The sequence below is a fragment of the Bradyrhizobium sp. HKCCYLRH2060 genome (genome assembly GCF_051168135.1).
Lineage (GTDB): Bacteria > Pseudomonadota > Alphaproteobacteria > Rhizobiales > Xanthobacteraceae > Bradyrhizobium.
Map to the genome: position 1 here is coordinate 20,349 of NZ_JBNPUK010000013.1, position 12,888 is coordinate 33,236.

General features: G+C 67.5%; 11 protein-coding genes. 3 read left to right on the top strand and 8 right to left on the bottom strand.

Features of this window, described 5'->3' with window-relative positions:
• Window positions 1-33 precede the first annotated feature (33 nt).
• From ACQR10_RS23660 to ACQR10_RS23685, 6 genes are all read right to left on the bottom strand, one after another.
• The gene (locus ACQR10_RS23660; RefSeq protein WP_316218856.1) at window positions 34-741 is read right to left on the bottom strand and encodes an SDR family NAD(P)-dependent oxidoreductase; all 708 of its coding nucleotides are present in this window, start codon (window positions 739-741) and stop codon (window positions 34-36) included.
• Entirely contained in the window at window positions 738-1,808 is a 1,071-nt protein-coding gene (locus ACQR10_RS23665; protein ID WP_316218855.1) for an ABC transporter substrate-binding protein, read from the bottom strand. Before ACQR10_RS23665 ends, ACQR10_RS23660 begins: the two co-directional genes overlap by 4 nt.
• 21 nt (window positions 1,809-1,829) lie before the next feature.
• Window positions 1,830-2,669, bottom strand: coding sequence for an ABC transporter permease (locus ACQR10_RS23670; RefSeq protein ID WP_316218854.1), 840 nt, complete (start codon window positions 2,667-2,669; stop codon window positions 1,830-1,832).
• Window positions 2,662-3,489, bottom strand: coding sequence for an ABC transporter ATP-binding protein (locus ACQR10_RS23675; RefSeq protein ID WP_316218853.1), 828 nt, complete (start codon window positions 3,487-3,489; stop codon window positions 2,662-2,664). Before ACQR10_RS23675 ends, ACQR10_RS23670 begins: the two co-directional genes overlap by 8 nt.
• Before the next feature lie 71 nt (window positions 3,490-3,560).
• The gene (locus ACQR10_RS23680; protein WP_315805699.1) at window positions 3,561-4,505 is read right to left on the bottom strand and encodes a dihydrodipicolinate synthase family protein; all 945 of its coding nucleotides are present in this window, start codon (window positions 4,503-4,505) and stop codon (window positions 3,561-3,563) included.
• Window positions 4,506-4,530: 25 nt separating this feature from the next.
• Window positions 4,531-5,346: an IclR family transcriptional regulator gene (locus tag ACQR10_RS23685; protein WP_315805698.1), complete on the bottom strand. Its 816-nt coding sequence runs from the start codon at window positions 5,344-5,346 to the stop codon at window positions 4,531-4,533.
• A 219-nt stretch (window positions 5,347-5,565) separates the two neighbouring features.
• Between ACQR10_RS23685 and greA the strand changes: the two genes are divergently transcribed.
• Together greA and ACQR10_RS23695 are read left to right on the top strand one after the other, a co-directional pair.
• Window positions 5,566-6,048, top strand: coding sequence for a transcription elongation factor GreA (greA, locus tag ACQR10_RS23690; RefSeq protein WP_316218852.1), 483 nt, complete (start codon window positions 5,566-5,568; stop codon window positions 6,046-6,048).
• A 29-nt stretch (window positions 6,049-6,077) separates the two neighbouring features.
• Window positions 6,078-6,542, top strand: a complete 465-nt coding sequence (locus ACQR10_RS23695; RefSeq protein WP_316218851.1) for a metallophosphoesterase family protein — start codon at window positions 6,078-6,080, stop codon at window positions 6,540-6,542.
• A 57-nt stretch (window positions 6,543-6,599) separates the two neighbouring features.
• Here ACQR10_RS23695 and ACQR10_RS23700 read toward each other — a convergent pair whose 3' ends face one another.
• The gene (locus ACQR10_RS23700) at window positions 6,600-8,948 is read right to left on the bottom strand and encodes a phosphocholine-specific phospholipase C (RefSeq protein WP_315805695.1); all 2,349 of its coding nucleotides are present in this window, start codon (window positions 8,946-8,948) and stop codon (window positions 6,600-6,602) included.
• 199 nt (window positions 8,949-9,147) lie between these two features.
• Between ACQR10_RS23700 and ACQR10_RS23705 the strand changes: the two genes are divergently transcribed.
• Window positions 9,148-9,990, top strand: a complete 843-nt coding sequence (locus ACQR10_RS23705; RefSeq protein WP_316218849.1) for a MurR/RpiR family transcriptional regulator — start codon at window positions 9,148-9,150, stop codon at window positions 9,988-9,990.
• A 19-nt stretch (window positions 9,991-10,009) separates the two neighbouring features.
• Here the strand turns inward: ACQR10_RS23705 and ACQR10_RS23710 are convergent, their stop codons facing one another.
• On the bottom strand, window positions 10,010-12,625 hold the full coding sequence (locus tag ACQR10_RS23710) for a TIGR02302 family protein (protein WP_316218848.1): 2,616 nt from the start codon (window positions 12,623-12,625) through the stop codon (window positions 10,010-10,012).
• Window positions 12,626-12,888: the final 263 nt, after the last annotated feature.

Below are 12,888 nucleotides of genomic sequence, written 5' to 3' on the forward strand. Positions count from 1 at the left end.
GTCAATCTCCTGATCGTGGTCGCGAGCGCCGCGTCAGAGCGAGGCGCCGGCGCAGATGGTGATGGTCTGTCCGGTGATGGCAGCCGCTTCCGGCGACAGCAGGAAGGCGGTGAGCGCGGCCACTTCGCCTGGATCGACGTAGCGGCCCATCGGCGGCAGCACCGGCGCGGTGCCGGCGCGGCTGGGGTCGCGCAGGAACGGCGTGTCCGTGGCGGCTGGCGCGATGACGTTGACGGTGACTTGGCGCGGCGCCAGCTCGATCGCCCAGGAGCGCGCGAGACCGGTGAGTGCCGCCTTGGTCGCGGCGTACTGGCTGCGGCCGGCCGCGCCGTTGGCGGTGCGGCTGCCGATCAGCACGATCCGCCCGCCCTCGCGCATATCAGGCGCCAGCGCGTTGGCCAACGCTTCAGCCGCGCCAACATGGACGCGCCACATGCCCTCACTGTCGTCAGGTGCGAGCTCGCCAAGCCGGCCGACCCGCATGTAGCCTGCGGCATGGACGAGCGCGGTGACCGTACCAACCTCAGCCAGGACCTCGATGAGCACAGGCGGGTCCGACAGATCAGCCTGCAAGCTCGCAAAACGCGGATGCGACAGCGCCGAGGCTGCACGGTCGATGCCGGTTACGCGCCAGCCGCCGGCAAGCAGGCGCTCGGCAACCGCGCGGCCGATGCCGGAGCTGGCTCCGGTCACCACGGCATGGCCGCGATCGGTGCTGCTGTCGTGGCTCTCCACCGTCATCCCTTGTACGCAGCCGCCTCGGCCTTCACCTTCACGGCGTCGAAATTGTTGATCTTGTCGATCAGCTCGTTGGTGTAGAGCGCATTGTAGTCCTTGATGTCCAGCCCGTTCATCGCGGCCTCGGTGCGGAACTCCTGCTCGTTGATCGCGCCCATCTTCGTATCGGCATAGGGCGGCGCGTAGAGCTTGATGCGGCGGCTGATCGACTGCAGCACGGCCTTGACCGCCGCGTCCTCGCTGGCACCGCGCGGCGCCGTCTCCGGGTACATCTTGAGAAAGGCCCTGGCGCCGGCGGTCGGATTGGCGAGCAGGAATTGCGACGCCTTGCACACCGAGCGGCCAAAGCCAACCAGGAGATCCCTGTCCTTCTCGAACATCTGCGGCATCGCCATCAGGAACTGACCGCCGACCATCGGGATCGTGGTCGGACGCGGCAGATAGGCCAGCTCTATGCCAGCCGCCTCGATCTGGCCGAAGCCCGTATCGAAATAGGCGAGCGCATCGATCACGCCGCGCTGCAGGGCGACGCCCGCCGGCGTGCCGTTGCCGACCGCGACCCAGCTCACATCCTTGTCCGGATCGAGGCCGAGCGCCTTCAGCACGTTCTTGGTCACCGGATATTCGGTGGCGCCGAAGTCGGACACGCCGATCTTCTTGCCCTTGAGGTCCGTGTAGCTCTTGAGCGCGGAGCCGGGCGGGACGGCGATGTCCCATTTGTACGGATAGGTATATTGATAGAACAGTTTCGCGCCACCCCATTCGCCCTTGGCGAGCAGCGGCAGCGCCGTCGACGGCACGCCGACGCCGATGGTGACGGAGCCGCGGTCGGTCGCGACCTGGACGTTGGCATTGGTGCCGAGCGCCTGGACATCGAGCGAGAACCCTTCCTGCGCGTTGTAGCCGAGCGCCTCGCCGATCACGCAATTGATGATGGTGGCGTTGAGCGCCTTGAGCCCGACACCGAAGCGAATCTTCTTGGCGTCCGCCGCCATCAGGCCGGCCGGGGCGCCGCTCACCAGCAGCGCCGCGCTGGCGCTGCTCTTCAGGAATGACCTGCGCGAAACCATCCTACGTTCCTCCCTGCTGTCCTATTTTTTCCGATTGGCGCCCCAGTGCACGACCTTGGCCTCGCACCAGCGCACGATCCCGTGCAGCACGATGCCGAGCACGCCGAGAATGATCAGCGCGGCGAACACGCCGGCGACATCGGAGACGGCTTGCGCCTGGGTGATGACCACCCCCATGCCGCGCTGAGCGCCCAAGAACTCGGCGACGATCGCGCCGAGCAGCGCGTACACCACCGCCATGTCGAGGCCAGCGAAGATGAAGGGCGCGGCGTTGGGCAGCTTGACGATGCGATAGGTCTCGAGCCGCGACGCCGACAGCGAGCGCATCAGGTCGACGCGCTCCGGCTCTACGGCGCGCAGCCCGGTGAAGCTGTTGATCAGCACCGGGAAGAACGACAGCAGCGCCGAGATCGCGATCTTGGAGCCGTCGCCGAAACCGAACCAGATCACGATCAGCGGTGCGATCGCCACCTTCGGCAGGCTCTGCAGCGCGAACGCATAGGGCATCACCAGCCGTTCGATGGCCTCGACCTCGGCCATCAGCGAGCCGATGACGAGGCCGAGCCCGACGCCGATGGCGCAGCCGACAGCGGCGTTGCTGAGCGTGCTCCACAGCGGCAGGTAGTAGCCGAGCGGACTGGCCGGGCTGACCGCGAGCCCCGACCAAAGCGCGCGGACCACCGCTTCGGGCTTCGGCAGGATGTAGGACGGGATGTTCAGCAGGTTGACCGCGGCGATCCAGCTCAGGATCAGCACCGCGAGACCGGTCCAGGCGATCGGCGATCCCAGGCTGATGCCGCGGCGTGGACTCGCTGGCTTCTGCGACATGGCTGACACGGCGACGTTGGCAAGATCAGTCATGGCCATGCTCCTGCGCATTGAGCAGCCCGCGGACCTCCCTGGCGAGCCGCGCATAGTCCGGATGCAGCACGATGTCGTCGAACGACCGCGGCCGCGGAATGGGAACGGCGAGATCGGCCAGGATGCGGCCGGGACGCGCCGACATCACGATGACGCGGTCGGCGAGGAAGATGGCTTCCGAGATCGAGTGGGTGATCAGCAGGATGGTCTTGCGGTTCTCCTGCCAGATGCGCTGCAGCTCGAGGTTCAGACGCTCGCGGGTCAGCGCATCGAGCGCGCCGAACGGCTCGTCCATTAGCAGGATCTCGGGATCGCGCGCCAGTGCGCGGCAGATCCCGGCGCGCTGCTGCATGCCGCCGGACAGCTCATAGGGATATTTGTCGCCGAAATCGCCGAGACCGGTGACGGCGAGCAGACGTTCGATGCGATCGCCGGCCGGCGCATGTCTGCCGCCGACGCGCAAGGGCAGCGCGACATTGTCGCGCACCGTCATCCACGGCAGCAGGTTGGCGGCCTGGAACACGACGCCGACCTTGCGCGAGGGACCGGCGACGGGCTCGCCATCGAGCAGCAGCCGGCCATCGCCGTAACTATCAAGCCCTGCGAGCAGACGCAGCAAGGTGCTCTTGCCGCAGCCGGAGGGACCGACGACACAGACGAACTCGCCCGGCTTGATGTCCAGCGATATCCGGCTCAACGCATGCACCGCCGCACCGGAGGCCGAGACATAGCTCTTCGAGACCTGGTCGATCGCGATCAGCACATCGTCGGGCGTGTCAGCAGCGCGCCGTTGCGCATCGTCGACATCCATCATCAGCATGAGCGTCCACCCGGTCTCTTGTTTTTATGATCACAGGCAGCGGCCGTCACCGGCCGTCGCCTCTCGTAAGCTCAGGCTGCAGCCTGCACCGTCAGCCCGGCCGCGGCCACTGCGGCGCGGATCGCGGCCATCTCCTCGGCGCTCGGCGCATGCGTCGGCGGCCGCACGGTGGCATCGCGGATCACGCCGGCGACCTGCATCGCCGCCTTCATGCGGCCATGCGCCTCTCCGGTCGGCTCGCCGCCGCCATACACCGCGTCCTTCAACGGATCGATCATGGCCTGCAACTTCATCGCCAGCTTGAGATCACCGGCCGTCACCGCAGCGAACAGATCGTAGATGAGATCCGGAATCAGCGACGCGAAGCCGACCAACGCGCCGTCGACGCCCTGCACCATCGACGCCAGCAGGTATTCGTCGTGGCAGGTCAAGAGCGCCTTGTCCGGGGCCGCCGCGCGGATTGCCTTGAGGTCGCGGGCATATTTGTTCATCTCGCGGGTGCCGATCTTGAACGCCTGGACGTGGTCGAGCCGGGCGAGCTCGGCGAGCAGCTCGGAGGAGAACGAGGCGCGGGTCCAGGCCGGATAGACGTGCACGATCAGCGGCAGCCTGGTCGCATCGCCGATGGCGTTGAAATAGTCCAGGCAGTGCTCGCGCTTGAAGCCGAAGCGCAGCCAGTGATGCGGCGGCATGATGTCGAGCGCGGTGGCGCCGGCCTCCTTGGCCATCAGCGCATGCTCGATGCCGTCCTTGATGCCTTCGCAGACGACGGAGGAGATCGTCGGGCAGATGCCGGTCAGCGCCCTGGCGACGATGCGCGTCACCTCCGCGCGCTCTCTTGCGGTGAGGCTGAACACCTCGCCGGTGTGGCCGTTGGTCATGATGCCGACAATGCCGCGGCGCCTGCCGAGCCACGCCGCATAGCGCGTCAGCTCGGCCTCGTCGATCGAGTGATCGGCGTTGAAGGGGACGGCGATCGCCGGGATGATCCCCTTGAAGTTGGTCATGACGTTCATGTCAGGCTCCTGATGAGTTCTGGTGTCATCGGCTGGAAACGGTGGCGGTGGCGCCGCCCATGGCTTCGAGCGCGCGCGACAATTGCGCCGCGGCGCGCAGCAGCGGCGCGACGCCGGTGCGCTCGAACTCATCGGCTGACACGCGCATGGTCGGGGCGGCGACGCTGATCGCTGCGAGCGGCACGCCGTCGCGATCGACGACCGGTGCGGCGAGCACGCACAGTCCCGGTGCATTCTCCTGATTCGAGAGCGCGTAGCCGGCGGCCTTCACCTGGCGCAGGCGCTGCAGCAGCGCGTCGAGATCCGTGATCGTGGTTTCGGTGCGCTTGATGCGCGGCTGCGCTTCGAGCACCTCGATCTGCGTCTGCACCGGCAGCAGCGACAGGATCGCCTGGCCGACAGCGGTGGAATAGACCGGCGCGCGGCTGCCGATCCGGACGTCGACGCCGAGCCGGACGAGGCCCGCCTGGATGCGCTCGACATAGACGATGTCGCTGCCGTCGAGCACCGCGAGCGAGGCGGCCTCGTTCATCTCGCCGACCAGGCTGCGCAGGATCGGGCGGGCCTGGTCGCGCAACTCCGAGCGAGCGATCGCGTTGAAGCCGAGGTCGAGGCATTTCAACGTCAGGCGGAAGCGCCTGGTGTCGCCGACCTTCTCGACATAGCCGAGCATCACGAGGGTGTTGAGCAAGCGGAAGGTGGTGCCCTTGTCGAGCGTGGCGCGGCGCGCGACGTCGGCGAGCACCAATTCGGGCGCGTCGCTCGTGAAGGCGTTCAGCACCTGAAAACCCTTGGCCAGCGACTGCACGACGCTTTTGCCAGCCTTGCTGTCCTCGTCCACGGGGGAGCTCCGCGTTTCCTGCTTGGCGCCGGGCCTTGACGACCCGCATCTTGTCTTGCTATGGTTCGGATTGCGAACTATAGTTCGAATATTAGAACGCGCCCAGCCGCATCTGTCAAGCGCGCTCGCACGCCGTATGCGCACGGCTTGAAATCCGCACAGCCGGCATGATCTCTCCTGAGGGCCGCGATATCTCGCGGCCTTTTTCAGGAGTCCCGCGTGAGCGTCGCATTCACCAAGGAAGAGAGCGCCGAGACGGCGGCCGAGACGCAGCTGCCCGACCGGCCGGTCTCGCCGCATCCGAACCTCGTCACCAACGCCGGCCTCAAGGCGCTGGAGGCGCAGCTGCTTCAGGCGCAGACGGCCTATGAAGCGGCGCAGAAAATCGAGGACGTGAATGAACGGCGGCGGGAGTCGGCGCTGCCGCTGCGCGACGCACGCTACTTTGCAGCGCGTGTGCGGACCGCGCAGGTGATGCCGGCACCGGCCTCAACCGATCAGATCGCGTTCGGCAGCACCGTGACGTTCAAGCGCGGCGACGGCCGCGTGCAGACCTACACTATCGTCGGCGAGGACGAGGCCGATCCGAAGCGCGGCATGATCTCCTACGTCTCACCGGTGGCGCGGCTGCTGATGGGCAAATCGGTCGGCGACGTCGTCGAGGTGACCGGACAAGAGCTGGAGATTCTCACGATCGCCTGAGGCGATGCCCATCACCCCGGCGGGAAACGATGCTCAAGGTTGGAATCATCTCCGACACTCATGGGCTGCTACGACCGGAGGCCGTGCGACGTCTGGCCGGCGTCGACCACATCATCCACGCCGGCGATATCGGCCGCCCCGACATCGTCGAGCAGCTTCGCTCGATCGCGCCGGTGACTGCGATCCGCGGCAACATCGACACGGCAGACTGGGCGAATGCCTATCCTGCGACCGAGACCATCAGGCTCGGCACACGTGCCGTCCATGTCGTGCATGACGTCCACGATCTCGCGATCGATCCTGCAACGGCGTGTATCGACATCATCGTGTCCGGCCATTCGCATCGCGCGGGCGTCGAGACACGCGACGGCGTGCTCTACCTGAATCCGGGCAGCGCAGGGCCGCGCCGCTTCAGGCTGCCGATCACGCTGGCGACGCTGGATATCTCCTCAGCCAGCCTGTCGCCCGTGATCCACGACCTCGGCAGCGGCTGACGCAAAGCGAAAGGGCGCCCATGGGCGCCCTCCCCGAACTCAGATGAGATCCATCGATCAGAAGCGATCGGCCAGCGCCATGCCGGGATCGCTGAACGAGGGACGGCCGGTCTCGACGTGGCCAGCGACGCGGCGATAGAAGCTGTCGTCGGTGTCGCTGGTGACGACGAAGTCGTACCACAGGCCGGACTTGCGCAGGTGCCAGTACAGCTCGCCGTGGCGTCCGGGTGCCGACACCTTGACGGTCCACGAGGTCGACGGACCGCCATGGCTCGGCCCCGGGAAGAACGTCGGCGCGCCAAAGCCGAAGCCCGGAGCATCGAAGTCGGGCGCCGAGCGGAAGCCGGGCACCGCGCCGAAGCCCACCGGATGGAAGCCGGGCAGCGGACCGAAGCCAGGACATTGCGGCTCCAGCGCGGCCGAGACCGAGGCGGTGACGGCCTGCAACGGCCCGTAGATCTCGTTCGACTTCACCGTGAAGCTCACGCGGGCATGGCCGTCATTGCGCAGCTGCATGTGCAGGCCGCCCTCGAAGACGTTGTAACCGACGAAGATCTCGGGGTTGGCGGCATTCGACGGCCTGACCTTGTCGAGGTCACCCTTGAAGTGACGGTGGAAGCCGTTCGGGCCGAGCACCCAGAGATCATACAGGCCATCGCTGCCGACGCTCCATTCGTCGTCGATCATCTTGCCGGCCTCGACGGTGTAGCGGCGCGGAATGAGATCGAGACGCTGCTTGTCGTAGACGTGGAACACGGCGCCGGCAAAGCCGGTGTTGGCGAACAAGAGCTTCACCTTGCCCGCGGCGGCGTCGACCTTCGCGGTGGCGTGCAGGATGTAGGGCAGCGGGCGCGAATAGCGCGCGCCGCTCTCCTGGAACAGCGGCTGCGGCGTCGCGGGCGCAACCGGCGCCGGCAAGGTCTTCTGATGCGCGTCCGACGCCTGCCAGTTGCTCTGGTCGGGCAGCTCCGGGAAGCGCGGATCGTTGGGGCTGGCGAAATCGAACGCCGAGGTGAGATCGCCGGAGACGGCGCGGTGCCACGGGCTGATCGCCTCGACCTTGATGCCGAAGCGCTTCTCCAGGAAGCGGCCGACCGAGGTGTGGTCGAACACCTGCGAGTTGACCCAGCCGCCCTTGCTCCACGGCGACACCACATACATCGGCACCCGCGCGGAAAGGCCCCAGGGGCGGATGTTGCCGCTGACCGTGTCGGTCGCGGTCAGCACGTTGCCGACGGTGTTGGAGAAATACTCGCCGTCGAGCGGCAGGGTCGCCTTGCCCATCAGCTTGCCGTTGATGTCGTAGGACGGCACCGCGGGGGCCGGCAGATGATCGAAGAAGCCGTCATTCTCGTCGAAGGTCAGGAAGAAGACGGTCTGGCTCCAGACGTCGGGATTGGCCGTCAGCGCTTCCAGCACCTGGTCGGTAAAATTCCCGGCACGGGTCGGGCTGCCGCCGCCGGGATGCTCGGAATTGGCCTGCGTCGGCAGGATCCACGACACCTGCGGCAGGGTGCCGGCCATGACGTCGGCCTTCAGCCGGTCGAGATAGTCCGGACCGCCGGTCAGGCCGTGCACGTAGTTCGGATCGTCCGGCTGGGCGTGACGGAAGCTGGAGAACGCCAGACAGCCGTGCATTGCGCCGGTCCAGTTGTCGTTCATGTCCTGATAGATGTGCCAGCTCACACCGGCCTTGTTGAGCAGATCGGGCAGCGTATCCCAGGCGAAGTCGCTGCCGACGTATTTGTAGTTGGCCTGCGGCTGCGGCTGACCGGCGACCCAATTGTGCGGGTTCGGCCAGCAGCGCAGGTTGTTGGGCTCGGAATCGTTGGTGGTGGAGTTGATGCCCTGCGCGCGCAGCGCCGGGTTGAAGTTGGAGCCCGACCAGAACACGATGCGGTTCGGATCGGTGCCGGTGGTGATGGAAGCGTGGTAGGCGTCGCAGATCGTGAACGCTTCGGCGAGGGCGAACTGGAACGGGATGTCGTCGCGGCCGAAATAGCCCATCGCATAGGGCGTCTTGTACTTCGCCCAATAGCCCATCTTGCCCTGATTCCACGCCGCCTGGCTGTCGCCGAAGGAGTGCGGCGTGCCATAGCCGACCAGCGCGTTGGAGGTCGTGGAGTCGCGGTGATAGGGCGGGATCTCGCGGCTGCCGTCGGACTGGAACCAGACCGGCTTGCCGCTCTCGAGCGGGATCGGGAAGCGGTCGCCGAAGCCGCGCACGCCGCGCAGCGTGCCGAAGTAATGGTCGAACGAGCGGTTCTCCTGCATCAGGATGACGATGTGCTTGACGTCCTGAATGGTGCCGGTCCGGCGCCGTGCCGGAATGGCGAGCGCCTGGCGGATGCTGGCGAAGGCAGCCGCCGCCGTGGCGCCTGCCAAGAAATCGCGACGTGTTGTCATGCTGATACGACCTTTTGAAATCCTGAAGACCATCGTCAGGATTGGCGGGGCGAGCCCGGCCAGCTCCTGCGAACGTCCCTGGCGTACCAGCGCGGCTTGACAGCGCTGTGAAATTTTTATTTACGAAATGAGTCTGAATGAGATTTCCTCAGTATCGGGGCGCAGCGTGACGGAATCGACCTTTCGTTCTGGACCGGGCGTGAACGGCATCCTGGCCCGCGTGCGCGAGCTGCAGAACGAGCTGCCACCCAAGGCTCGGCAGATCGCGGAGCTGGTGATCGCCCGGCCGGAGCCGTTCATCCACATGTCGATCACCGAGGTGGCGGAGGCCTGCGGCGTCAGCGAGGGCACGATCGTGTCGTTCTGCCGGCGGGTCGGGGTGCGGGGCTTCCAGGAGCTCAAGATCATGCTGGCGCGGGACCTGATCGAGCCTGTCAGGCTGATCCAGGAAGACCTGCATCGCGGCGACGATCCGGCGACGGTCACGGACCACATCTTCGCCGCGCATGCCGCCTCGCTGCAGGAGACGCGGCGGCTGTTGTCGATGGACGCGCTGGCGCAGGCGGCGAGGCTGCTGCGCGAGGCGCGGCGGGTCGAGATCTACGGCATCGGCAGCTCGGCGCCGATCGCGCAGGACCTGTCGTATCGGCTGCTGCAGCTCGGGCTGGCGGCCAATGCGATCGTCGACTCCCATGTCCAGGCGGTCAGCGCGGGGATGACCGGGCCCGAGGTCGCGACCGTCACCGTGTCGCATTCGGGCAGCACGGTCGAGACCGTGCTGGCGACGCGGCTGGCGCAGGCGGCGGGCGCGCGGACCATCGGCATCACCCGGCTCGGCAAGTCGCCGCTGGCGGCGCATTGCGAGGTGCTGCTCTACACCGTCGCCAACGAGACGCGCTACCGCCCGGAGGCGATGAGCAGCCGCGTCGCGCAGCTCGCGATCATCGACACGCTGGTCAGCTGCTGCGCGCTGACCGACACCGAGCGCTCCGTCGACAGGCTGCAGCACGCGGCGCGCATCCTGTCCGAGAAGCGCTACTGACATCCGCGCCGCGCGCGAACTAATAGTCCTTCAGCAGCCGCTCGATGTAGTCGAGCTCGAGCTGCGGCCGCGACTGATCGCCGAGCCGGCGGCGCAGCTCCTCAAGGATGCGGCGGACGCGCTGCACGTCGATCTCGCCGGGAATCTTCTGCGAGAAATCGTCGATGTCGCGGCCGGGATGCATCGGACGTCCGAGCGGATCGGTCTGCTGCGCGCCCTGCTGGCGGCCGGCGCGCTGGCCCGGGCCGTCGCCCTGCTGGTCGCCGTCGCCCTGCTGCATCGCGTCGGCCAAGCTCTGCGCGCCCTTCTTCAGCGCATCGAGCGCCTTGCCCTGCGACTCCACCGCGCCGTCGGCATTGTTGTCGCCGAGCTGGCTGCCGGCATCGCCCATCGCGCTGTCGGCATCGTCGAGCCCGTCGCCGGAATCGCCCTGGTCGCCTTGATCACCGGGCTCGCCTTGCTGGCCCGGCTGCCCCTTCTGGCCTTTCTGACCCTTCTGTCCCTTTTCGCCCTGCTGGCCCATGCCGCGCTTGGCGAGCTGCTCCTGCAACTGCTTCAGCCGGTCGCGCAGCGCCTGCTGGTCCTGCTGCAGGTCGCCCATGCTCTGGTCCTGGTCGCCCTGCTGCTTGTTGCGGTTGCGCCGCGAGTCCTGGCCCTGTTTGAAGGTCTTGTCGCGGAGCTGCTGCTGCTTGCGGATCATGTCGCCGAGCTCGTTGAGCGCCTGCTCCATGTCGTTGTCGCCGCCCTGGTTGGGCTGCGCCATCTGCAAATTCTCCAGCATCTGCTGAAGCTGCTCGAGCAGCTCGCGCGCGCCCTCCTTGTCGCCCTGGCGCGACAGCCGCTCCATGCGGTCGATCATGTTCTGCAGGTCCTGCTGGCGCAGCACCTTGGTGTTCTGGTCGAGCGGCCGCTGCGCCATCTGCGGGTTGTTGCGCAGCTGCTCGGCGAGCTGGCGCATGTAGTTGTCCATCGCCCGGCGCAGATCCTCGGCGAGCTTCTTGATCTCCTCGTCGCTGGCGCCACGCTCCAGCGCCTGCTTCAGCGCGTCCTGCGCCGCGCGCAGCGCCTTGTCGACGTCGCTGATGTTGCCGTCCTCGATGGTGACGGCGAGCGCCCACAGGCTCGCCACCACCTCGCGCAGCGCATCGTCGGTGCGCGCAGCCTCGAGCTGGCGCGTCACCGCGCGCAGGCCGAGATACTGGCCGAGCTCCGGCGAGAACAGCTCCGGCGCGATCGCCAGCGCGTCGAGCGCGGTGAACACCTCGCCATTGCGGTTGCCGTCGAGCGCCAGCAGGCGCCGCTGCTCGATCAGCGCCCGCGCGAGCGGCTTGGTGAACAGCCGCTCCGGCAGCCTGGTCTCGAACGGCTCGCTGGTGCCCTCGTTGCCGGCCTCGTCCTTGGCGGTCAAGGTGAGCGTGACGTCGGCGCCGGCATAGGGGTCTTCGCTGAGATCCTTCACGGTCTGGCCGACACCGTTGCGGGTGCGCGCGTTCGGCAGCACCAGCGGAAACTCCGGCGGCTGGAACAGCGGCCGCGCGGCCGGCGTATCAGTCGTCTTGGCGTCCGGCTTGGCCTCGGCGGCACGCGCGGCGACCTTGGCGCGGGCTTCGGTGACGCCGTAGTCGTCCTCGATCTTGTAGGACAGTTTCAGCGAGCCGCGCGCCTGGCGCTCCGGGTCCTTGGCCATGCTGATGACCGGCGGCTTGTCCGGCGTCGCCGAAAACACCCATTGCGGCTGGCCCGACGGCGCGCGCACGTGCACGGTGCCGTCGGCCTTGATGGTGTAGTGCTTCTCGGTGGTGCCCTTCGGCGCCGCGTCGCCGGCGGCGACCTCGCTCGCCGCGGCCTCGGTGACACCGCCTGAGGTGATGACATCGAGAGTGCCGCCGCTGGAGCGGATGATCAGGGTCGAGCCCGCGGGCACCACGATCGGGCCGTTCGCCGGCACCGCGCCTTCCTTGTTGGCGGCGGACAGGATGATCGGCGGCTTCGCGGTGTAGAGCGGCGGCTTGATCCAGGCATCGACGCGGACCGTGACCGGCGTCAGCACGCCGTTCCAGTCGAACGCGGAGGCAATGCGCATCGGCCGCTCGTCGCCGGCCGCAAAATAGGTCGCGACCAGCAGCACGACGACCAGCGCACGCACCGCCCAGGGATCGTGCAGCAACAGCCGCGGCCGCGGCGTGCCGGCGCGGATGCGCTTGACGGAAGCGAGCGTGCGCTCGCGCTGCGCCTGCCACAGCGCCTGCGCGATCGGATCCTTGGTGGTGAGCGTGTCGGTCAGCGCCGTGGCCGGGCGATGCGCGATGCCGGAGCCGCGATCGAGCCGCGACAGCCCCTCCTCGCGGCTCGGCCAGCGATATCTGAGCATCGGCACAGCGGCGCCGAGCAAAAGCAGCAGAAACAGCGACACGCCGATCATGCGCGCCGCGAACGGCAGGCCGAGCCACAGCCCGGCCCAGGACACGATCAGGAACAGGCCGACGACCATCAACAGCCGCGCCAGATGCGGCCAGCCGCGCTCCCAGGCGATGGCGTATTGCGCCCGCTTGAGCGCCTGCGTCAGCTTGAGCCGCGCAAGGCCGTCGGGAGTGCTGCTTGCCGGCGGGGCCGGCTCGTTGCTGAGGCCGCTCAACGATTTCTCCAGGTTGCCCGGATGTTCACCCTATCACAAAGGCATCCATGAGGCACGCGCCGTGCCAAGACTTTCCCGCCTGCGCAGGCGGTTCACACGGGAGTGTTACCGGGGCGGGTTCCCGGGGAGTTACGGGTGCGGCGGCCGAATGTGTGGCGCAGGCGCCTGCCTCAAACTCGGTCATTGCGAGCGCAGCGACCGCCTTCGCCCGATGGGCTTCGGCGGACAGGTCGCTGCGCTCGCAATGACGCCTGTGGCGAACA

Coding starts and splice junctions, on each gene's coding strand:
- ACQR10_RS23660 (WP_316218856.1), bottom strand. CDS start 741: ATGACGGTGGAGAGCCACGACAGCAGCACCGATCGCGGCCATGCCGTG.
- ACQR10_RS23665 (WP_316218855.1), bottom strand. CDS start 1,808: ATGGTTTCGCGCAGGTCATTCCTGAAGAGCAGCGCCAGCGCGGCGCTG.
- ACQR10_RS23670 (WP_316218854.1), bottom strand. CDS start 2,669: ATGACTGATCTTGCCAACGTCGCCGTGTCAGCCATGTCGCAGAAGCCA.
- ACQR10_RS23675 (WP_316218853.1), bottom strand. CDS start 3,489: ATGCTGATGATGGATGTCGACGATGCGCAACGGCGCGCTGCTGACACG.
- ACQR10_RS23680 (WP_315805699.1), bottom strand. CDS start 4,505: ATGAACGTCATGACCAACTTCAAGGGGATCATCCCGGCGATCGCCGTC.
- ACQR10_RS23695 (WP_316218851.1), top strand. CDS start 6,078: ATGCTCAAGGTTGGAATCATCTCCGACACTCATGGGCTGCTACGACCG.
- ACQR10_RS23700 (WP_315805695.1), bottom strand. CDS start 8,948: ATGACAACACGTCGCGATTTCTTGGCAGGCGCCACGGCGGCGGCTGCC.